The 20,459-nt window shown below is 65.2% G+C and carries 18 protein-coding genes; 9 read left to right on the top strand and 9 right to left on the bottom strand.

What is annotated here, in order from left to right; genetic code table 11:
- Window positions 1-7: 7 nt before the first annotated feature.
- From AC3WL7_RS12310 to tssJ, 9 genes are all read right to left on the bottom strand, one after another.
- A complete protein-coding gene (locus AC3WL7_RS12310) occupies window positions 8-313 on the bottom strand; it encodes an I78 family peptidase inhibitor (protein ID WP_492750446.1) in 306 nt (101 codons plus the stop codon).
- Between the two features lie 102 nt (window positions 314-415).
- Entirely contained in the window at window positions 416-985 is a 570-nt protein-coding gene (locus tag AC3WL7_RS12305; protein WP_079222232.1) for a hypothetical protein, read from the bottom strand.
- On the bottom strand, window positions 982-1,545 hold the full coding sequence (locus tag AC3WL7_RS12300; protein ID WP_079222231.1) for a M949_RS01915 family surface polysaccharide biosynthesis protein: 564 nt from the start codon (window positions 1,543-1,545) through the stop codon (window positions 982-984). Before AC3WL7_RS12300 ends, AC3WL7_RS12305 begins: the two co-directional genes overlap by 4 nt.
- Window positions 1,546-1,699: 154 nt before the next feature.
- Window positions 1,700-3,586: a TIGR02594 family protein gene (locus tag AC3WL7_RS12295; protein ID WP_492750442.1), complete on the bottom strand. Its 1,887-nt coding sequence runs from the start codon at window positions 3,584-3,586 to the stop codon at window positions 1,700-1,702.
- Between the two features lie 11 nt (window positions 3,587-3,597).
- Complete coding sequence (locus AC3WL7_RS12290) at window positions 3,598-4,116, bottom strand: hypothetical protein (RefSeq protein WP_079222229.1); 519 nt, start codon at window positions 4,114-4,116, stop codon at window positions 3,598-3,600.
- Entirely contained in the window at window positions 4,113-6,980 is a 2,868-nt protein-coding gene (locus AC3WL7_RS12285; protein ID WP_492750440.1) for a type VI secretion system Vgr family protein, read from the bottom strand. Before AC3WL7_RS12285 ends, AC3WL7_RS12290 begins: the two co-directional genes overlap by 4 nt.
- A gap of 10 nt (window positions 6,981-6,990) precedes the next feature.
- Window positions 6,991-7,782, bottom strand: a complete 792-nt coding sequence (gene icmH, locus AC3WL7_RS12280) for a type IVB secretion system protein IcmH/DotU (RefSeq protein WP_108758436.1) — start codon at window positions 7,780-7,782, stop codon at window positions 6,991-6,993.
- Complete coding sequence (gene tssK, locus AC3WL7_RS12275; protein ID WP_492750437.1) at window positions 7,782-9,116, bottom strand: type VI secretion system baseplate subunit TssK; 1,335 nt, start codon at window positions 9,114-9,116, stop codon at window positions 7,782-7,784. Before tssK ends, icmH begins: the two co-directional genes overlap by 1 nt.
- Window positions 9,117-9,330: 214 nt before the next feature.
- Window positions 9,331-9,954, bottom strand: coding sequence for a type VI secretion system lipoprotein TssJ (tssJ, locus tag AC3WL7_RS12270; protein WP_079222225.1), 624 nt, complete (start codon window positions 9,952-9,954; stop codon window positions 9,331-9,333).
- A 237-nt stretch (window positions 9,955-10,191) separates the two neighbouring features.
- Here tssJ and AC3WL7_RS12265 point away from each other — a divergent pair, with 237 nt between their 5' ends.
- The 9 genes from AC3WL7_RS12265 to AC3WL7_RS12225 all read left to right on the top strand — a co-directional run bounded on the left by AC3WL7_RS12265 (window position 10,192) and on the right by AC3WL7_RS12225 (window position 20,177).
- Window positions 10,192-10,812 (top strand): tetratricopeptide repeat protein, encoded by a 621-nt coding sequence (locus AC3WL7_RS12265; protein ID WP_492750434.1) that lies wholly within the window; start codon window positions 10,192-10,194, stop codon window positions 10,810-10,812.
- 30 nt (window positions 10,813-10,842) lie between these two features.
- Entirely contained in the window at window positions 10,843-11,343 is a 501-nt protein-coding gene (tssB, locus tag AC3WL7_RS12260; RefSeq protein WP_079222224.1) for a type VI secretion system contractile sheath small subunit, read from the top strand.
- 3 nt (window positions 11,344-11,346) lie between these two features.
- Window positions 11,347-12,837: a type VI secretion system contractile sheath large subunit gene (tssC, locus tag AC3WL7_RS12255; RefSeq protein WP_079222223.1), complete on the top strand. Its 1,491-nt coding sequence runs from the start codon at window positions 11,347-11,349 to the stop codon at window positions 12,835-12,837.
- Window positions 12,838-12,983: 146 nt separating this feature from the next.
- On the top strand, window positions 12,984-13,481 hold the full coding sequence (locus tag AC3WL7_RS12250) for an Hcp family type VI secretion system effector (RefSeq protein ID WP_079222222.1): 498 nt from the start codon (window positions 12,984-12,986) through the stop codon (window positions 13,479-13,481).
- A gap of 126 nt (window positions 13,482-13,607) precedes the next feature.
- Window positions 13,608-14,096 (top strand): type VI secretion system baseplate subunit TssE, encoded by a 489-nt coding sequence (gene tssE, locus AC3WL7_RS12245; RefSeq protein ID WP_492750430.1) that lies wholly within the window; start codon window positions 13,608-13,610, stop codon window positions 14,094-14,096.
- Window positions 14,096-15,931 carry a type VI secretion system baseplate subunit TssF gene (gene tssF, locus AC3WL7_RS12240; RefSeq protein ID WP_492750428.1) on the top strand — a complete coding sequence of 612 codons (1,836 nt, stop codon included), beginning with the start codon at window positions 14,096-14,098 and terminating at the stop codon, window positions 15,929-15,931. Before tssE ends, tssF begins: the two co-directional genes overlap by 1 nt.
- Window positions 15,895-16,986: a type VI secretion system baseplate subunit TssG gene (tssG, locus tag AC3WL7_RS12235; protein WP_079222219.1), complete on the top strand. Its 1,092-nt coding sequence runs from the start codon at window positions 15,895-15,897 to the stop codon at window positions 16,984-16,986. Before tssF ends, tssG begins: the two co-directional genes overlap by 37 nt.
- A 66-nt stretch (window positions 16,987-17,052) precedes the next feature.
- Window positions 17,053-19,803 carry a type VI secretion system ATPase TssH gene (gene tssH / locus AC3WL7_RS12230; protein WP_492750427.1) on the top strand — a complete coding sequence of 917 codons (2,751 nt, stop codon included), beginning with the start codon at window positions 17,053-17,055 and terminating at the stop codon, window positions 19,801-19,803.
- A 23-nt stretch (window positions 19,804-19,826) separates the two neighbouring features.
- On the top strand, window positions 19,827-20,177 hold the full coding sequence (locus AC3WL7_RS12225) for a hypothetical protein (RefSeq protein WP_108758440.1): 351 nt from the start codon (window positions 19,827-19,829) through the stop codon (window positions 20,175-20,177).
- Window positions 20,178-20,459: the final 282 nt, after the last annotated feature.

Below are 20,459 nucleotides of genomic sequence, written 5' to 3'. Positions count from 1 at the left end.
GGCGCGGTTACTCGCAGCGTGCAGCGGTGATGATGTTGTTCTTGTCCACGTAGACCCGCAGGCGGTCCTGGCGGATGTCCTTGGTGGTGATGGTGGTCGGGCCGATCGGATTGACCAGGCCCGCGCCGCTCTCACGCGACAGCCGGCGCATGTTTTCTTCATTGCCCGGCTGGCCTACGGCCCACCCCAGCTGGCTGGCGTCGCAGAGGCCCGTGCCCTTGACCTGCGGGCCAGGCGTGCTGACACAGGCCGACAGCAGCAGCGGCGTGGCAAGGGCGGCAAGGGCGAGGCGGGCGGAACCGAAACGGGTCATGAGCGGCGCTCCTGCGAGATGGTGGCGCCACCATACTACCCTGCCTGTGGCGACGGCATGCGTTGGATCAAAGCAGGGGGCTCGTCTGCGCCGCATCTGTCGCTATTCACTGCAGACCTGGATCAGGTCAATGCCTGCTGGACCGCGATACCGCATCGTCACCCCGTCGAACTGCAGCTGGATGTTCTCGGTACGGACGGTGCCGTTCTGACCGGCTGGGCAGTCCCGTGTCGCGTCCAGTGCTGGCCAGGCAGCATGCGGAGCGACAGGAGCTGTCAATGTCGTGAAGCTGCCCTCCAATAGACGGATATAGGTTCCATCCGCACACTGGGCAAGGATCAGTCTATCGGTAACATCGAGATCGCCGTAGCTGCTTCCGAAGTAGGTGAGGATCGCGTCCTTGCGCCCGTCGTTGTTGAGATCGGGCGTGTCGTTCAAGAAGGTCTTTCCTTCCTGGGCGCTGTATGGGCAGCCCTCGTCATTTCCCGGTGGGCACGCGCTGACGCGCTTTCCATCCACCGGTAACAGTTCGATCCTGTCATCGATGGCGGTCGAACACGCGCGTTGCAGCGAGGTGTGCAGCGGAGTGCGCGCGATGGAGACGTCCGCAGCAGCGGAGAACGCCAGCAGCAGGAGGGCCTGATACAGGCTCTGGCATCGTGACGACGTCACAGTGAACTTCCGCGCTTGATCGCCTCCCACACCTTGTCTACGTGCGCGCGCAGCACTGGCGCAGCCGAAGCCAGTGCAGGGTCGTCCTGACGGTCGCCGCCGAAGGGTTCATCGCCTTCGACCTCCACCAGCGATTCACCACGCACTTCGTAATACTGCTCCCCCTGGCGAAGGCCGATGCGCAGCTGCTGCGGGTCCACCCCGCCGCCACAGAAGCTGTGGCTCGCCAGGGTCAGCTCGGCGCGGCCATCGTTGTCGAGGTCGGTCGCCGTCACCTGGTCGAGGAAATAGCCCGCGTCCAGGTCCAGGCCTTCGCATTGGATAGGGTCGTCGACGCTCCACCGCGACGTCCAAGGCGTCGCCTGGTCCGCACGCCGGTATAGCTCCGCACGCAGGGTGACCTGCTCCACCGGATCCTCGTCGCCTTCGGCCGGCAGGGTCTTTTCGCTGCGCGACAGCAGCAGTACACCGGCACCGTCGGCGTCCTGGAACACCACCTGTTTCAGCAGCGTGCCGGAGTAGAGATCAGTCAGCTGCGCGTCGCCCAGCGGCGGCAGCATCTCCAGCTTGGCTGTGGGGGCCGCATCAGCCTCACCGGACAGCGTAGCTGCATCTGCCGCAGCGGTACCTGCTGGCTCGGCATCGGGCGAGTTGGGTGCACCGCATCCCGCAAGCCCGAGCCCGATGGTGGCGATCAGGGCCCATCGCAGCGGTTCAGCGCGTGTTGTCGCCAGCCTTCTTGGCCACAACAATGCCAAGTGCCGCGTTGAGATCGGTGGCTGCCAGTTCATCGAGTTTGGATTCCTTGAGTTCCTTCTGCGCGAAAGGCAGATAGCTTTTTGGCACGTAGTAGCGCAGCGTGGCTGGATTGAAGCGGACGAAGTTGATCTGATCGCTCTGATTTCCGCCCAGCAGTACTGGGCGGCCGCGCTCCATCGCGTAGACGAAGCCGACATGCGATGTTCCGACCAGTGCCACTGCGCCGAACACCGGCCCATCGATCTGGCTGAAGCGGGTGGTGTCGGCAGCGAACGAACGTGCCCGGTAGGGGTGGGGCGAGGAAGTGGCAAAGCCAGCGCTGCGCAGGCACCAGTTCACGAACGAGGCGCACCACGCGTTCGAGCTGCCAGCAAGCGTAGTGAACTGCTTGCCGTAGCCAAGTTCCGAATGGAAATTGATCGTGCGGCTGATCTCGGCTTCCTTCTTGCCTGCCCATTTGCGTGCCTGTGCATAGGCATGCTCGACCCAGGGAGCGCGCTTCTGGGAGAAGGGAATGATCGAGATCGGATGGCCTTCGCCCTCGCGACTGCGAGTGTCACGCGCCTGCACTGCCGCAGGTTGCCTGGTCGAAGTCCCCGCCGATGTGCTCGTCGGCTGCTTCACAAGGGAAGGGCGATCGCCCTTGCTCGCAGCTGTTGAACCGGTATTGCGTGTTGACGCGGTCTGCGACGCGGAGGACGCTGCTTTTGCGCCTGCCGGCAGGGTGATTTTCTGTCCCGGACTGATCCGGTTTGCATTGCTGATCGACGGGTTTGCGGCCATCAGCGCATCGACACTGGTGCCATGACGGTCGGCGATGCTGCCCAACGTGTCGCCGGAGCGCACGCTGTATGCCGCCGAAGCACGTGCCGCCGGCGGTGCAGGTCCACCGTCATTGGCGGCGCTGGCTGGTGCCTTGCCGTAGATCCACACCACATGCCCCGGATAGATGCGGTTACGGTTGCGGATCTGGTTGTTTGCCACCAGTTCGTCCACTGAGGTCTTGAAACGGCTGGCAATGGTTGCCAGGGTGTCGCCGGGTTGCACGACGTAGCGCAGTGACGTTCGCTTGTCCTTGCTGGGCTGCACAGGATTGTGCGGCTGGGAGTTTCCACCGACCGTCATCATGTTGCGCGCAAACACAAGGGATGCGGAGGCCTGCTGCAGCGCGAACTGCCCGATGCGCGTCCCGATCTTGCCGGATTCGTCCAGGAACAGCTCGATCATCTCGCCCGGCTGGCGGGTGATGAAGGCGGGCAGAGCACCGTGTTCGTTGGTCTTGACCTTTTTCTCACCGGCGGTGCTGCTGCGCACGATCACCGGCGTTGACGGCAGGGGGCGGGTACCATCGGACAGCGTGACCTGGGTCGCATGCACGATGCGCTCCTTGCGGGTCTCGGGCTTGGCGTTGAAGCCTTCGTACTGCTCCATCGCGCCGATCATGCCGTTGAACTGCTCGTCGGTCATGTCCTTGATGACCGTCTGGTCGGTGGCGCCGGATCGCTTGCGCACATAGGCCAGATAAGCGGCCGTATCGTTCTCCGATTCGGGCGCGTAGGTGTGCATGGCGTTGTACAACGTCATGTCGTTGTACTTGCGGCGCAGCAACGCGCGCTTTTCGGCCCGCCCATCCTCCGCTGTGGGAAACACAGCGAATTTGCCGCTCTTGGTATCGGCCTGCCCGATCATCTTCAGATACTTGCCGCCCGGGCGCAGATTGCCAGGGTTGTTGAGCAGCCATGCCAGCGAGCCGCCACTGCGGATGAGCTTGTCACCGTTGTCGGCGGTGAATTCCACAGTGCGCGTTTCCTTGTTGAAAACAGCGCTGATATAGGTAGGCATTCCGTGTCTTCCTATCGGGACGGGAGCTTGGCCAGGGCCTGCGTCACATCGATGCCCTTTGCCAGCCGTCGGGTGGAGTCGAGCACCAGCACCCAGCGCTCTTCATCGGGTTGCTGCTTCAGCAGATAGCGTTTGAGCTCGACCGTTGCATCGTCGTCATACGGGGTGTCCTTGAACGTCAGTTCGGCGATGTACACGGACACCTTGCCCGCCTCGACTACTACACGGGCATCGCGCAAGGGAAAGTCAGCCGTCGCGGTCGCCTTTACCAGGAACTCCGCGGGCGGTGCCTCGCTGCGTGCCAGCAGTGGAAGCTGGTTCCACACTGAATCAGTGCCCGTCGGGCGGTACTGAAAGCTGTAGACGTGGAAGCTGTTCGCGTTGAAGTGGCTGACGTAGCCAGCGTTCACGCGCACCGTGCCTTGGCCGGCCTTGATGTCGGTGCTGCCGGGCGAGTACTGCTGTGCCTGGGCAAGCGAAGCCAGGCAGATGCCGAGCGGGAGCAGGAGCAGAAATGATCGGATGTTCATGTCGAGGATGGCGATTCGTTGAGAAGTTCCAGGATCTGTTCCGGTGTCAGCGTTCCGATTGCTTCGCTGCCGTCGAGATCGCCCAGGAAGGGATCATCGCCATCGGAATCGGGGGTATCACCGTCGTTCTCGGGCGCATTGCCTGCCGTCGAAGTCAACATCTCCCAACGGTCGTCGCCCACTTCCAGGGTCAGCGGGCGGCCCAAGCCGTCGGCCATTACCCGCGGCAACCTGCCGTCTTCACCGATGGTACCGCTGGCGACCTGTTCGCCTTCGTCGTTGAAGATACGGTACGCCTTGTCCTTCCATCCCATCTCCGTAGCCAGCGAGTCCGCACCTTCCAAGGCGAAGCGCAGGCTGTCCTTGAATGAAAACAGGCCACTCGGAAGGACCGGTATCGCGGGGGCGTCACTGCCGCCCCCCATGAACGGATGCTCACCCGCCTTGACCTTGAACTCGCCCGGGCAGCTGAACGTGATGTTCCCGCCTTCCAGCGTGATCGCGCTGCTGCCGGCCTGCAGCACCACCTTGGTCTGCGCCAGCACGTCGATGCGGTCGTCGGTGGCGGTGATGGTCAATGCCTGGTCGCTCAGCAGCTCCAGCTCGCCGTCGTTGGCCTGCAGGCTGACCGGCCCCTGCGCGGCGATCACCCGCAGCGGGCCGCTCTGCGCGAACAGCGAAACATGCTCGCCGGACACGGTGGCGATGGTCTCGCCGGCGCTGAAGTGCAGGTCCTGCTGCACGGTCATCTGCAGGTTCTGCCCGGCATAGGCCACGGCGCTGGCCGGGGTAGTCCAGGCCACATGGTGCGGGGCTTCGGCCAGCAGCAGCGGTTTGCCCAGCCGTTCCACCGGCTGCTCGCCGGGGCTGCGGCCATCGCTGCCGGGCTTCATCGCGTTCTGCCCGTTGACGTCGCCGCTGTAGCGGCCCTGCGCCTGCGGATCGATCTGCTCGCGCAGCTGCTTGGTCCGCTCGAACTCGGCCAGACCGGGCACCTGCTGCTGGCCCAGGGTCTGCTGCATCTGTTCCAGGCTGCGCTCGGCACCCTTCAGCTGCGATACCACGCTGGCGTTGTCCATCACCGTGGAGCCGGCGCGCTGCTGCAGGCTGGCCGACAGCAGCAGGCCTTCGCCGGCGTGCACGTTGCCCCAGCCCTGGGTGGCCAGCTCGAAGCCTTCGCCGCGCAGGGCGCCGCGGGCGGTGTCCTGGTGGGCGATGAGGTAGCCCAGCTCCAGCCGGCTGTCGGCCAGCGAGCTGTGCAGGCGCGTGCGCAGCTGGCCGGGCGTGTCGTCGATCACCCACTGCTGGGTGCCGCTGCCGTCATGGGCCTGGGTGTGCAGGCCGCTGAGCACGCCGGGATGGCGGGCGTTCTCGTCGATGCCGCCGCCGAAGGGCGGGACGACTTCGCCGTTGTACAGCTGGCCGGTGATGCGCGGCTGGTCGATGTCCCCGTGCAGGAATTCAACCAGCACTTCGGCGCCCACGCGCGGCAGGAAGGCGGTGCCCCAGTTGGGCCCGGCCACCCATTCGGCCACCGACACCCAGCTGCCGCTGGTGTGGTCACCGGGGGCATGGCCGGGCTGCGCGCTGCCGGTGTCGTTCAGGCCGCCCGGGTTCGGTTTGGTACCGCGCTGCCAGCCGAACTGGATGCGCACCTGGTGTTCGCGGTTGGGGCTGAGCGCGGCATCGGCCACGCCCACCACGCGCGCGGTCTGCGGGCCGTGCAGGGTGGGGCGGTCCAGCGGCAGGGCGCGCAGCGGCACGCTGGCGCCGGTGGCGATGAAACTGTTGCGGTAGGCACCGCGTTCCAGCGCGGTGTTGCCCAGCAGTTCGGCGATGCCCTGGTCCAGGTTGTTCACCGCCACGTGCTGCACGGCCAGCAGCTGGAAGGTCTGGCCGGCATGCTGCGGGTGCTGGGACAGCGCAAAGGTGGCGCCTGCACCGAGCTGGCGCTCGCTGCCGCTGCCGCTGTAGAGCACCTGGCCCACGCGCAGCGCATCCAGCCGCGCCTGCGCCTCGGCGTCGGCCCAGCCGGGCTGGGCGAAGCGGCCGGCGCGCGGCTGCACGTAGACCTCCAGTGCGGGCAGGGTGCCGGCATCGGCGCTGGACTGCGCGGCCACGGCGTTGACCTGCTCGCTGTGCCAGCTGGCCACGGTGCTGGCGTTGGGCACCAGCTGCTGGCGCTCGGCGAAGGCGGTGATGCCGTCGCTGGCCTCGGCCATGTCGGCACGGTGGAAGCGGAAGGTGCCGCTGTCCGGCAGCTCCGCACCCGGCTCGAACACCACCAGGGTATGTGCGGCCTTATCGCCCTGCGCCTGCTCGATGCGCCAGGCCAGGCCGGCTTCGGCCAGCAGCCGGGTGACGAACGCCCAGTCGGTTTCGCGGTACTGGGTGGTGATCGCACGCACAGGCAGTTCGGCCTGCACGTCGAAGCGGAACACCGCCTGCGGGTAGTCGCCGAAGATCTGCTCGCAGATGGCGCGCGTATCCTGGTCCTGGAAGATCACCGCATTGCGGCGCAGGCGCAGCAGGGCGGTCCAGGGTTCGAGGATCAGGCGGTAGCGGGCCAGGCCGCCATCGCTGCCCAGCTGGGCGGCCTCGGTGCAGAGGCCATGCCACTGCCGCAGCGCGCCGTCGGCCTGGCGCAGCTGCAGGGTCAGCGGCTGTTCCAGCCAGGGTGCCAGGTCGAGGAAGGCGTCAGTCGCCAGGCAGTCGATCTGCAGGCGGTTGTCGCCGCAGACCGATTCGGTGCCTTCGAAGCGCTCGACCACCAGGCCCTGTTCGGGGCCCTGCAGCTGGATCAGGCGTTCGCGGTGCGACAGCGAGGCGAGGGATGCAAGCAGGGAGGAGCTTGGGATGTCCATATCATCAGGCTCATGGCAGGGTAATCGTGATGTGGGCGGTGCGCTCGGGCATCTGCACCACGTCGTTGTAGGCGGCCAGCTGCTGGCGCGTCTCGTGGCCCAGGTAGGTGCGCACGCCGAAGAAGGCAACGATGCCGAAGCAGCCCACCACCACCGCCGGCAGCCACAACGGCACCACGCGGCGCAGGCTGTGGCGCACGTTGTCCGGCGGCAGCGCGTGCGGTGCGAAGCCGTGGCGCTTGCCCTTCAGGTAGACGATTTCATCGCCCAGTCGCGCGGTCAGGTAGCCCAGCTTCTCGGTGCCTTCGAGGCGGTACTTGCCCTCGAAACCCATCAGCAGGCAGTAGTGGTAGACCTCCAGCGACGGCAGGCGCGCGGCGCCCTGGCGGCGCAGCTCTTCCAGGCGATCGAAGAAGTGCTCGCCGGCCAGGTGCTCGCCGAACATGCGCAGCTGCAGCGGGTTGCGCTCCCAGGTCTCGTGCAGCTGCGACGGCTGCGACAGGATCGCCTCGTCCACGGCGGCACAGAAGGCGTACTTGGCGGCATAGACATCTTCCGAAGCCACGCCCAGGCGCATCGCATTGCGTTCCACGCCATCAAGGAACTTCTGCACGGTCTGCACGAAGCCTTCGGCATCGTTCGGCAGCTGGCCGCGCTTGAGCAGCAGCAGCAGGTAGAAGCCGTCGGCCATCAGGTCCTGCAGGCTCTGCGGGTTGGCGGCCTGCGGCGTGGGGTTGGCCATCGCGCCGTTGGCGGTCAGCGAAGGCATCGGGCCCGGGGTCGGGGGCAGGGGAGAATTCATCATGAGGTCACCGCCACAAGTTCCATCTTCAGTTCGGCAATGCCGGCCGGCACGTAGATCATCAGCGACTGCAACTTGAGCATGCGCTCATACAGTGCGCCGCGTGCATCCAGCTCGAAGTAGTGGCTGCCCGGGCGCACCGGAATCGCCGCGGGCACCTGCGCCGCGTGGACCAGCTTCACGCCCGGCAGCGCGGACAGCACGCACTTCTCCACGTCGTCCGGCGCACCGACCTTGAAGCGGACCGGGACGCTCTGGATCAGTTCCTGCGCCGGCATCGATGCCGACACGGACAGGTAGAACGAGGCCTCGCCGTCGATGCGCTGCGAGTCCAGCCGGCCCAGGTGGTAGGACGGCTTGACCTCGTTGAGCGCGATCTTGAAGTAGCGCGTCGAGATCACCGTATCCAGCAGGGCACGCACGATCTCCAGCAGCTTGCGGAACGACGCTTCCGGCTGGTCGTGGCGGTACACCGGCAGGTCGCTGAGCTGGTAGGCGTTGGAGAAGGTCAGCAGTGCGCCCGCCATGCGCAGCAGCTCCTGGTGCAGGCGCTCGGGATGCAGCTGCGGATGGTGCAGCAGGTGGGCCAGCGCACTGAAGGAACTGTTGATGGTGTGCAGCAGCCAGAACGAGGCGATGTCGCCCGAGCGGAACTCGATGATGTTCTGCGACGTCTGCCGGTGCAGGCCGTAAAGCGCATCCACCTTCGCCTGCAGTGCATCGAGCACCGCACGCAGTTCGCGGTGCAGGAACGGCGAAGCCTGCAGCTGTGCGGAGGGCGGAATGAACTCATCATCCAGCTCGAAGCCGCCACTGGACGTGCGCCGCACGCGCGCCACCGCGACGGTGCTGTACGCATCACGCGGCTGGTCGTCGGTAAGCAGCTTCACGGCCTTGCTCAGGTACGACAGCTCGGCCTCGACCGCGTCGGTGAACAGGTCCTGCGTGTCCCGGTTGGCCTGGCGGTACCGCGCCAGCACCGTGCCTTCGGCGTCAGCGCAGTTGGCGCCATCGTCACGCAGCAGGGGCAGCGCCAGATAGACCACGGTGCTCTGGATGCCGGGCGGCAGCTCATGCAGCGACACCGCGTCGGGCAGGCTGTCGTGGGCGGGGGCGTCGTAGGTTTCGCCATCGGGAAACACTGCCGACAGGTCCAGCGGACGCAGGGTGCCACCGGACAGCGCGTGTGGATCGAAACGTACGCGACGCGCGCCCCATGCATACGGGTGCAGCGTCTGGGAAAGGTCCTGCAGTCGCGCCTCGTGGTACGCATCCTGGCGCTGGAAATGCTGGGGGCGCAGGAACAGTCCTTCACCCCAGAGAACCTTCGACATCCTGCTTACATAAGCCACGTTCAATCCTTGGAAATAGCTTGAAAAAAAAGCCCGCGCCAGCGGCGCCGCCGTTATCGTGCGGCAGGATGACAGCTGTCCGGCGCTTCAATGTGAAAGTGTGAGGCACTCCACATATTTACTTGTTCGAGGCCTGGCCTCGCGTGGCAGATACTATCCCATCGTGGAATTCGAGTGCCAGAATTCTGGCAGCCATTCACTTTGCCCCCGCGCAGCGGATGGATGCGAGGCTGCCGGGATCGCCGGAGATCCGCGTCAACAGGGCCTTGCTATCACTGGTCAACGCGCAGGCATGCACGCCGATGGTGACGCCGTCCTGGGGAAGCGTCTTGCCCTTGGTGTCGAATGCCAGGCGCCAACGGTTCTCGGCCGGGGCCCGGAACAGCGCCACCACGCCGAGGACTGCACTTCCTTCACTCAACTGCTCGGACAATTCCTGCCGCGCCCCGGGGGTCAGCACCACTTCATTGACCGAAAGCAGGTCCGCGCCCAGTGCGGCCTGTTCGCCGGCCTGGTCGAGGAAGGCATTGAAGGGGGCCTGTTCGAAGCGGTGAAGGCTGCGCAGGTGGTAGATCTTCACGACGGCTGCGGAGGCGCGCTTGTCGTTTCCGGCATTGAGGTTGGTGCCAGCGTACAGGCGCAGGGGGATGACGGGTGGGGCTTCTGGCTTGTCCTCGCGGATGCCAACGACCTGCAGGGTCTTGTCCATCGCCTTGCCCAGCTTGCTGTCAGAGGCGCAACCGGAAAGGGAAGAGGAGATTATCAGCGTCAAAAACGTGACGGATATCACGCGTTGAAATGAGAGGGGCTGCACATTCATGTGGTTGGATGGGCTCTGATGGTGGGTTCAAAGTCACGCAAACAGCGTGTTTTCCTCGCGAATATCACATCGGCATGTGAAGAATGTGTCCAGCAAATCCGCCATATTCTTGACGAAATTCACTATACCGATGCGTATTCGCGAATGTACACTTCCGGCGAATGGGGCAGGAATCCCGTGCGTTCTACCCGCGGAGATTCGGCTTCCTTCAGGAATTAATTTCGACGAGGGATCACTATGGAAGTGAAGGCAATGGGGAAGGCTGTGTACCGGCCGATGTTCGCGCTGATGTTGTTGTCGGGCCTTGCAGCCTGCTCCTCGTCGCCGAAGAAGGCAGAAGTCGTTCCGTTCGAGACGACGCTGAGCAACGCTGAGGCGCAGGTGACGGTGGGTGGCGCCGATGCGGCGATCTCCGCGTTCGAGGAAGCCGCCAAGGCTGACCCGACCCGCAAGGAGCCGTGGGTGCGCATCGCGCAGCTGCAGTTCGACCAGGGGCAGTACGCGCGTGCCATCGTGGCAGCCGAAGAAGTCCTGCAGCGCGACCCGGAAGATCTGGTTGCCGATGGCGTGATCACCGTTGCGGGCTTCCGCGTTGCCAACCAGTCGCTGACGCGCCTGCAGGGCCGTGGTGCACTGGCATCGGATACCGCCCGCAAGGAAGCGCAGACGCTGGCCAACACCCTGCGCACCACGATGGGTGATGCGATCCTCGCCGACCCGACGCCCAAGCCCAAGCCCCGCGCCCGCACCCGCACGACGCGTTCGGCCGCGCCGGCTGCAAGTCAGCCCGCCGCCCAGCCGGCCAAGCCCGCTGCCCGTTCGAACAACTCCGATCCGTTCCAGAACATCGGCAACTGATCCGGAACCGGCCCCAGTCAGGAGACACACATGGCCAAGAAGGAAAGCATCCAGAAGCGGCTGCAGAAGATCCGCCCGCCGCGCGTCCAGCTCACCTACGACGTCGAGAAGGGTGACGCGATCGAGCAGAAGGAACTGCCGTTCGTGGTCGGCGTGATGGGCGACTTCAGCGGCAATCCGGAACAGCCGCTGCCCAAGGTCAAGGACCGTAAGTTCGTCAACGTGGACCTGGACAACTTCGATGAAGTGATGGAAGGCGTCGCGCCGCGCGCGGTCTACCGCGTGCCGAACAAGATCAGCAACGAGGGCGGCGAATTCGGTGTCGAGCTGAAGTTCAACTCCATCGATGACTTCCGTCCCGAGTCCGTCGTGCAGCAGATCGAACCGCTGCGTCGCCTGCTCGAATCGCGTACCAAGCTGGCCGATCTGCGCAACAAGCTGGCTGGCAACGAGAAGCTGGAAGATCTGCTGACCGATGTGCTCAACAACACCGAGCAGCTGAAGCAGCTCGGCGCGACCAAGGAGGACTGATCGATGTCAGCCGAAGCCAGCCAACTGGCCACCCAGGCCACCGAACTGGAAGACGTCGGTCTTCTCGACCAGATCGTCGAGAAGAGCAAGGTCGCCAAGTCGCAGACCGAGCACGACCGCGCCAAGGACATCATCGCCGCCCTGGCGAAGGAAGTCCTGGACGGTACCGTCGTGGTCTCCGACAACCTCAACCTGACGCTCGACGCGCGCATCGCCGAGATCGACCGGATCATCTCCGAGCAGCTCAGCGCGGTCATGCACGCCGAGTCCTTCCAGAAGCTGGAAGGCAGCTGGCGTGGCCTGCACTACCTGTGCCAGCAGACCTCCACCGGCCCGAACATGAAGATCAAGGTCTTCAATTCGCCGCAGAAGGACCTGGTGAAGGACTTCAAGTCCGCCATCGACTTCGACCAGAGCGCGCTGTTCAAGAAGGTCTACGAAGAAGAGTTCGGCACCTTCGGTGGTGCGCCGTTCGGCGCGCTGATCGGTGACTACTTCCTCGGCCGCCAGCCGGAGGACATGTACTTCATCGAGCAGATGTCGCACGTCGCCGCTGCCGCGCACGCGCCGTTCATCTCCGCCGCCAGTGAAGGCATGTTCGGCCTGGAGACCTTCACCGATCTGGGCAAGCCCCGCGATCTGGCCAAGGTGTTCGACACGGTCGAGTACGCGAAGTGGAAGTCGTTCCGCGAGAGCGAAGACAGCCGCTACGTCGGCCTGACCATGCCGCGCTTCCTGGGCCGCCTGCCGTACAACCCGAAGGATGGCACCACGGTCGAGGGCTTCAACTTCGTCGAGGAGATCGAAGCGGCCGACCACAGCAAGTTCCTGTGGTGCAACACCGCCTACGCCATGGGCGCGCGCCTGACCCAGGCGTTCGAGAGCTTTGGCTGGTGTGCGGCCATCCGGGGCGTGGAAGGTGGTGGCCTGGTCGAAGACCTGCCGACCCATACCTTCCGTACCGACGACGGTGAAGTGGCGCTGAAGTGCCCCACCGAGGTGGCCATCACCGACCGTCGTGAAAAAGAACTCAGTGACCTCGGCTTCATGCCGCTGGTGCACTGCAAGAACACCGACTACGCCGCGTTCTTCGGCGCCCAGTCGGCACAGAAGCCGAAGAAGTACAACACCGATTCGGCCAATGCCAACGCGATCCTGTCTGCCCAGCTGCAGTACATCTTCGCGGTCTCGCGTATCGCCCATTACCTCAAGGCGATGATGCGCGAGAAGATCGGCAGCTTCGCTTCGGCGGGGAACGTCGAGGAGTTCCTGAACCGTTGGATCGCCCAGTACGTGCTGCTGGACGACAACGCCTCCCAGGAAGCCAAGGCCCAGTTCCCGCTCCGCGAGGCATCTGTGCAGGTTTCGGAGGTGCCGGGCAAGCCCGGTGTCTACCGCGCGGTGGCCTTCATCAGGCCGCATTTCCAGCTCGATGAGCTGTCTGTCTCGTTGCGTCTGGTCGCCGAACTGCCGGCGTCCGCGAAAAAGTCGTAACGATTTGCAGTACCTGAAGCGTCCAGGGGAGTTCACCCCCCGGATTGCAGTGACGCTTATTTCAAGAGGGCGTAGCCCCCCTTAACCGCCAGGCCCCCGCCTGGCACACCAAATCTCACGGAAGAACGGAATTTAGGAGACCAGATATGCAACACGCTTTCCTCTCGATTGACACCATCAAGGGCGAGTCGCACGACGACAAGCACAAGGACTGGATTGAAATCCAGTCGTTCTCGCAGGACCTGCTGCAGCCGCGTTCGGCCACCGCGTCGACCTCCGGCGGCACCACCGCAGCCCGCGTGAACCTGTCCCCGATCGAAATCACCAAGTCGATCGACCTCGCCTCCACGGCCCTGAACCAGGCCGCTTCCAACGGCACCACCTTCCCGAAGGCGCAGATCCAGTTCATGCGCGCCGACAAGGACGGCAACGCGATCAATTACTACATGGTCGAGCTGCTGAACGTGCTGGTCCACCGCGTCACCACCACGGTGGACAAGGAAGGCATGCCGCAGGAAGTTGTTCAGTTGAGCTTCGGCGCCATCAAGTGGACTTACCAGCAGCAGAAGCCGGAAGGCGGAGTTGGTGGCAAGACCGTGGCACAGTGGAGCGCAACCAAGAACATCCCGAACTACACCGTTTGATGTTGTGTCGCTGCGATGGCGCCTTGTGCGCCATCGCAGTCTGATCGTCAGGTGAGGCCAGGAACGGCCTCGCCTTTGCTGCACCGCTGCCGCCCGCACGGATGCCGAACCTGAGTGGATCGTCCAATGAAGGGACTCGAACCCAGCCTGCTGGAAAAACTGTTCGACGACGCGCCGAAGCAACCGGCCGGCGGGCCTGTGTTCAAGTCCGTTTCGCTCGAGCAGTACAAGGAATCCATTGCCCGCGACCTGGAGGGGCTGCTGAATTCACGCGCCGCGTTCCAGGAAGGGGACATGAAGGAATTTCCCAATTGCCGTCAATCGCTGCTGACCTACGGCCTGGCGGATTTCTCGGCGATGAGCCTTGCCAATGCGTACGATCGCGCTGCGATCTGCCGTTCACTGGAGCAGGCCGTGGCGCGCCATGAGCGGCGCCTGCGCAATGTCACTGTCCATCTGGATGCAGGCAACCAGTTTGCAGGTGGCCTGCACTTCACCATCCATGCATTGCTCGACCTGGAGCCGGCCCGCGAGCCGGTCAGCTTCGACGCGATGCTGCAGCCTTCGACCCTGCAGTACCAGGTCAGCCGCGCACGTCGTACGCAGGCCGCCTGATGCAGGATCTGCTGCCTTACTACGAACGTGAACTGGGCTACCTGCGTCGCTATGGCCGGGAGTTTGCCGAGCGCTACCCGAAGATCGCCGGACGCCTGCAGCTCTCTGCCGACGGCAGCCAGGATCCGCACGTCGAGCGCCTGATCGAAGCTTTCGCACTGCTGACCGCTCGCGTCTCCAAGCGCATCGAGGACGACTACCCGGAATTCACCGATGCGCTGCTGGACGTGCTGTACCCGCATTACCTGCGGCCGTTCCCGTCCTGTTCCATCGCCTGCTTCGACATGGAAGGGGTGGCGTCCAAGTTGAGCGCCCCGGTGCGGGTGCCGCGCGGCACCGCCCTGCAGAGCCGCCCGGTTCGCGGCGTGCCCTGCGATTTCCGCACCGCCTATGACGTCGTACTCGCGCCGATCGGCGTGCAGCAGGTGGTCTACCGCAGCGTGGCCGATGCGCCGATGGCGACGACCCTGCCGTCCGGTACCGGCGGGCAGATTTCCCTTGGTTTCCAGCTGCTGTCCGACCAGCTGGGCTTCCACCAGCTGGGCACCGATCACCTCCGCCTGTTCCTCGATGGTGAGCCGTCGGTGCGCGCTGCCTTGCGCGACGCACTGATGCTGGGTGTGAAGGCGGCCTACGTCGAGTCCGACGGCGATGGCCGCTGGCGCCGGCTGGATACCGTGCCGCTCAGCCCGGTCGGCTTCGCCTACAACGAGGCGCTGATCGATTTCCCGGCGCGATCGCATCCGGCCTATCGCCTGTTGACCGAACTGTTCGCCTATCCGGAGAAGTTCGGCTTCGTCGACCTGCACCTGCCTGCACTCATCGCCAGTGCGAGCCGCCGCTTCACCCTGCACTTGGTGCTCAACGCGCAGGGGCAGGACCGCAACGGCACGATGGTGCTGGAGGAGCTGGGGCCGCACAACCTGCGCCTGGGCTGCACGCCCATCGTGAACCTGTTCAAGACCAGCGGAGAGCCGATCCGGGTCACCCATCGCACGGTCAACTATCCGGTGCTGGCCGACGCGCGTCGCGCGTTCGCCTATGAGGTGCATTCGATCGATTCGGTACACCGCATCCGGCAGACCCCGCAGGGCGAGCTGATCCAGGCGTTCCGCCCGTTCTATTCGCTGCAGCACGGTGAAGATCCCGAGCGCACCGGCCAGTACTGGGTGGCGCGCCGTGATGAGGACGTCGCGCGGCAGAGTCCGGGCTTCGAGACGGAAATCAGCTTCGTCGACCTGGCGTTCAACCCGGTGTTGCCGCAGACCGATACCGTCAGCCTGGAGTTGACCTGCAGCAATCGTGACCTGCCCAACCAGCTCGCCTTCGGCGTGGCCGGCGGCGACCTGAACATCGAGGGCGGCAGCCCGGCCAAGGCGATCAGCCTGCTGCGCAAGCCGACCAAGCCGCTGCGCTTCCGCCATGGCCGCAATGCCCAGTGGCGCCTTATCTCCCATCTTTCCCTCAACCAGCTTTCGCTGACGGCCAGTGGCCTGCCCGCGCTGAAGGAGATGCTGCGCCTGTACGACCTGTCGGGCAGCAACGTCTCGGCGCGCCAGATCGACGGCATCCTCGAACTGGAACAGACCCCGGTCACCACCTGGATGCATGGCCGCCAGTTCGCCTCGGTGGTCCGTGGCCTGGAGATCCGGTTGACCCTCAATGAAGCCCATTTCGTGGGTACCGGTGTGGCCGCCTTCGCCCAGGTGATGGACCACTTCTTTGCACTGTACGTGCATGCCAACAGCTTTACCCGACTGGTGCTGGTGTCCAGCGACAGCGGGGAGGAGATCGTCCGATGCCCAGCGCGCAGCGGCGAATCGATCCTGGCGTAGCCCAGCAGCTGCTCGCCGAGCCCCACCGCTTCCAGTTCTTCCAGGCGGTGCGGGTCCTCGAGCAGGTGTTCCAGCGGCAGGGCGTCAAGCCCGGCCAGGCCGTGCCCATGCGGGTGCGCTTCCGCAATTCGCTCTCGCTGGGCTTCCCCGCCACCGAGCTATCGGCCGAGGGCGAGGTCTATTCGCTGCAGGGCGACCGGCTGCAGGGGCAGGAGGCGATCGAGGAGGCACTGCACGGCGAGACGCTCGCCGAAGTGCACCTGACCCCGCAGTTCATGGGCCTGCTCGGTACCGCCGGCGCGTTGCCGCTGCACTACACCGAAACCCTGCAGCTGCGCGAGCTGTACCAGCGCGATCGCACCGCACGCGCCTTCCTGGACATCTTCTCCAGCCGCGCGGTGTCGCTGCACTATGCCGCCTGGAAGAAGCATCGCCTGGCCGTGCAGTACGAACTGGACCGGCGCGAGCGTTTCCTGCCGCTGGTGCTGTCGCTGCTCGGCATGGGCATGAGCGAGCTGCGCGATCGCCTGCACGAGGGCAAGGGCGACATCTTTGACGAAGCGGTGGCCTACTACGCCGGTGCGGTGCGCCAGCGGCCGGTGTCGGCAGCGCTGATGCAACGCGTGCTTTCGGACTACTTCAAGGTGCCCCTGCACGTGGAGCAGTTCGTCGGCGCGTGGTACCGGGTGCCGGCGGGGCAGGCAACCCGCCTGGGCCAGGCCAACGCCGTACTTGGCGCCAGCGCACTGGCCGGCGACCGGGTCTGGCAGCGCGACCTGCGCCTGCGCCTGCGCATCGGCCCGCTGCGCCGTGATCAGTTCGATGATTTCCTGCCCGGCGGCAGTGCTGCCGAAGCATTGGCCAAATGGCTGTCGCTGTTGACCGGCGGCATTCTTGAATACGAAGTACGGCTGGTGCTGCGTGCCGAGGATGTGCAGGGCAGCGCACTCGGCAGTGGCGGTGGCGCCCGCCTTGGCTGGGACAGCTACCTCTGCACCCAGCCGCAGGTGACTTCGCGTGAGGACACCACCTATGGCATCCACACGCTGCAATGACAACCTGCCGGTGGCCGTCGCGCCGCCGGCCCCTGAACGGTTCCAGCAAGGAGTGCGCGTTTCCGCATGAGCATCAACCTCAAAACCCTGATCAGCAAGCTGGACGACACCTGCCGCCAGGCGGCCGAGCGGGCTGCGAACCTGTGCATGGCGCGCGGCAACTACGAGGTGGACCTGGAACATCTGTTCCTGGCGCTGCTCGAGCAGCCGCAGAGCGATTTCGTGTTGATCGCACGCCGCAGCGGCATCCTGCCCGAGTCGCTGGAGCGCGATCTCAACGACGAGATCAGCCAGTTCAAGAACGGCAACAGCCGCACGCCGGTGTTTTCCCAGCACATTCCCAAGCTGTTCGAGCATGCCTGGCTGATCGCATCGCTGGATTCGGAAACCACCCGCATCCGCAGCGGCCACCTGCTGCTGGCGCTGCTGACCGAGCCCGACCTGGCGCAGCTGGCCTACCGCGGCTCGAAGCTGTTCGTGCGCTTCAAGCGCGATGAGCTCAAGCACGACTTCGCCAAGCTGACCGAAGGTTCGCAGGAAGCCGTGCAGACGGTCCGCTTCGCCGACGCGTCGGTAACCGGCGAGCCGGCCGAAGGCGACGAGGTGGGGGCAGGGGAGGCCAAGGGCGGCCTGTCGAAGACCCCGGCGCTGGACCAGTTCACCACCAACCTCACCCAGCGCGCACGCGAGGGCAAGATCGACCCGGTGATCGGCCGCGACGGCGAGATCCGCCAGGTGGTCGACATCCTGATGCGCCGGCGCCAGAACAACCCGATCCTCACCGGCGAAGCTGGCGTCGGCAAGACGGCCGTGGTCGAGGGCCTGGCCAAGCGCATCGCCGACAAGGACGTGCCCGATGTCCTGCAGGGCGTCGAGCTGCACACCCTGGACATGGGCCTGCTGCAGGCCGGTGCCAGCGTCAAGGGCGAGTTCGAGAACCGCCTGAAGAACGTCATCGATGAGGTCAAGAAGAGCCCGCATCCGATCATCCTGTTCATCGACGAAGCGCACACGATGATCGGTGCCGGTGGCACGGCCGGCCAGAATGACGCGGCCAACCTGCTGAAGCCGGCACTGGCCCGCGGCGAGCTGCGCACCATCGCGGCCACCACCTGGAGCGAGTACAAGAAGTACTTCGAGAAGGATGCCGCCCTGGCGCGGCGCTTCCAGGTGGTCAAGGTGGAGGAGCCCACCGAAGCACTGGCTGCCGCCATGCTGCGCGGCATGGTCGGGTTGATGGAGTCGCACTTCAACATCCGCGTGCTGGACGAGGCCGTGACCGAAGCCGTGCGCCTGTCGCACCGCTATATCAGCGGCCGCCAGCTGCCGGACAAGGCGGTCAGCGTGCTAGACACGGCCTGCGCCAAGGTGGCGCTGGGCCAGAGTGCCACGCCGGCCATCATCGAAGACACGCGCAAGCACCTGGATCGACTGCACGCCGAGATCAGCGCGCTGCAACGCGAATCCGCCGGCGGCAGCGACCATGGCGAGCGCCTGGCGGAACTGCATGTCCAGCAGAGCGAAGCGCAGGCGGTACTGGCCAGCAACGAAGAGCGCCTCGGCCGCGAACGCGACCTGGCCACGAAGATCGCCGCACTGCGCCAGCAGCTGGAGCAGGGCAGCCCGGAACCGGTCGAGCGCGATGGCGCTGCCGATGACGGTGACGGCGATGTCGCCGTCGCCAAGCCTGCCGCCAAGTGTGGCAAGGCGGCGCCCGTGCAGTCGCCGCAGCATGCCGAGCTGGCACGCCTGCAGGCCGAGCTGCGCGAGCTGCAGGGTGAAACCCCGATGGTGCCGTTGCAGGTGGATGGTACGGTGGTGGCCGAAATCGTCTCTGCCTGGACCGGCGTTCCGCTGGGCCGCATGGTGAAGGACGAGATCCGCACGGTGCGCACGCTGGGCAACCTGCTGGTTGAACGCGTGATCGGCCAGGACCACGCGCTGGATGCCATCGCCCAGCGCGTGCGTACCGCCACGGCGCGGCTGGAAGACCCGAACAAGCCGCGCGGCGTGTTCATGTTTGTGGGCCCGTCCGGTGTCGGCAAGACCGAAACCGCGCTGGCCCTGGCCGACATCCTGTACGGCGGCGAGCGCAAGCTGGTCACCATCAACATGAGCGAGTACCAGGAGGCCCACAGCGTGTCCGGCCTGAAGGGCTCGCCGCCCGGTTACGTCGGCTATGGCGAGGGCGGTGTGCTGACCGAGGCCGTGCGCCGCAATCCTTACAGCGTGGTGCTGCTGGACGAGGTCGAGAAGGCGCATCCGGACGTGCTGGAAATGTTCTTCCAGGTGTTCGACAAGGGCGTGATGGATGATGCCGAAGGCCGCGAGATCGACTTCCGCAACACGCTCATCATCCTCACCTCCAACATCGGTTCCTCGCAGATCATGCAGGCCTGCCTGAACAAGCCGGCCGAGGAGATCCCTGCGGCCGATGTGCTTGGCGAGGCCCTGCGCCCGGTGCTGATGCGTACCTTCAAGCCGGCCTTCCTCGGCCGCCTGAAGGTCGTGCCGTACTACCCCATCAACGATGACGTGCTGGTGCAGATCATCACGCTCAAGCTCGGCCGCATCCGCGATCGCGTCATCGCCAATCACAAGGCCACCTTCAGCTGGGACGACAGCCTGGTGGAGGCCGTGCTTGCACGTTGCACCGAAGTGGACTCGGGTGCGCGCAACGTTGACCACATCCTCAATGGAACCCTGCTGCCGGAGATCGCCGAAAGCGTGCTGGCAGCAATGGCCGAGGGGAACCGGATCAACGCCATCAAGGTCACCGCCGGCAAGAAGGGTGACTTCAAATACAAAGTGTCATGACACTGAGCAAAAGGAGAACGCTGATGGAATTCTTTGGATTTGACCGCGAAGCAGCCCTGAACCACTGCGACAGCCTGGAACTGGGCCTGGGTCGTGAGCTGGACCGCGTCCGTTCGTGGAACCGGCTGCGTCCGGAACACGTGATCGAACTGCTGGACACCGCTGTGCCGGCTGCCCGCCAGGATGCCCGCAACATCGCTGCGCAGATCAGCCGCGGTTCCTGGCGCATCCACATGGATGCCCCGGTCGTGGGCAAGCCGCAGCTGGTGAGCAATGCGCGTGAAGTGCAGATCACCGCCGGTGGCCGCGACTATCGCCTGAAGATCAGCGAAGGCGTGCGCCTGCAGCTGGAAGAGATCGTCCAGGCGGCCTGATCGCCGTGTGTGCCTGCGGCCCGGAAGGGGCGCAGGCCACGCGGAAGCGGGAAGCGGAGGCAACCGATGCGTACGTCGCATGCAGACCACCTTGAAGTCCGGGACGTCGGGGAAACACCATGGAACTGGTAAACAACCTGCGGGCGGCACTGGCCGGCCCGTCACACGCTCAGCGCTTCTTGCGACTGCATACGTCGCTGGGAAGCGATGTGCTGGTGGCCGAAACCCTCGATGGCGTCGAGCAGATCGACGGCATCGGCTTCCAGTGGACGATCACGGCGC

The sequence above is a fragment of the Stenotrophomonas sp. FW305-3-2-15-E-LB1 genome, from assembly GCF_058787375.1.
Note: the sequence above shows the minus strand (reverse complement) of the source record. Positions and strands in the feature narration are given on the sequence as shown.

Bases quoted from the DNA above. Each gene is read 5' to 3' on its own strand.
- AC3WL7_RS12310 (WP_492750446.1), bottom strand. From the start codon at position 313: ATGACCCGTTTCGGTTCCGCCCGCCTCGCCCTTGCCGCCCTTGCCACG.
- AC3WL7_RS12300 (WP_079222231.1), bottom strand. From the start codon at position 1,545: ATGCTGCCGCCGCTGGGCGACGCGCAGCTGACTGATCTCTACTCCGGC.
- AC3WL7_RS12295 (WP_492750442.1), bottom strand. From the start codon at position 3,586: ATGCCTACCTATATCAGCGCTGTTTTCAACAAGGAAACGCGCACTGTG.
- AC3WL7_RS12290 (WP_079222229.1), bottom strand. From the start codon at position 4,116: ATGAACATCCGATCATTTCTGCTCCTGCTCCCGCTCGGCATCTGCCTG.
- AC3WL7_RS12285 (WP_492750440.1), bottom strand. From the start codon at position 6,980: ATGGACATCCCAAGCTCCTCCCTGCTTGCATCCCTCGCCTCGCTGTCG.
- icmH (WP_108758436.1), bottom strand. From the start codon at position 7,782: ATGAATTCTCCCCTGCCCCCGACCCCGGGCCCGATGCCTTCGCTGACC.
- tssK (WP_492750437.1), bottom strand. From the start codon at position 9,116: ATGTCGAAGGTTCTCTGGGGTGAAGGACTGTTCCTGCGCCCCCAGCAT.
- tssJ (WP_079222225.1), bottom strand. From the start codon at position 9,954: ATGAATGTGCAGCCCCTCTCATTTCAACGCGTGATATCCGTCACGTTT.
- AC3WL7_RS12265 (WP_492750434.1), top strand. From the start codon at position 10,192: ATGGAAGTGAAGGCAATGGGGAAGGCTGTGTACCGGCCGATGTTCGCG.
- tssB (WP_079222224.1), top strand. From the start codon at position 10,843: ATGGCCAAGAAGGAAAGCATCCAGAAGCGGCTGCAGAAGATCCGCCCG.
- tssC (WP_079222223.1), top strand. From the start codon at position 11,347: ATGTCAGCCGAAGCCAGCCAACTGGCCACCCAGGCCACCGAACTGGAA.
- AC3WL7_RS12250 (WP_079222222.1), top strand. From the start codon at position 12,984: ATGCAACACGCTTTCCTCTCGATTGACACCATCAAGGGCGAGTCGCAC.
- tssE (WP_492750430.1), top strand. From the start codon at position 13,608: ATGAAGGGACTCGAACCCAGCCTGCTGGAAAAACTGTTCGACGACGCG.
- tssF (WP_492750428.1), top strand. From the start codon at position 14,096: ATGCAGGATCTGCTGCCTTACTACGAACGTGAACTGGGCTACCTGCGT.
- tssG (WP_079222219.1), top strand. From the start codon at position 15,895: ATGCCCAGCGCGCAGCGGCGAATCGATCCTGGCGTAGCCCAGCAGCTG.
- tssH (WP_492750427.1), top strand. From the start codon at position 17,053: ATGAGCATCAACCTCAAAACCCTGATCAGCAAGCTGGACGACACCTGC.
- AC3WL7_RS12225 (WP_108758440.1), top strand. From the start codon at position 19,827: ATGGAATTCTTTGGATTTGACCGCGAAGCAGCCCTGAACCACTGCGAC.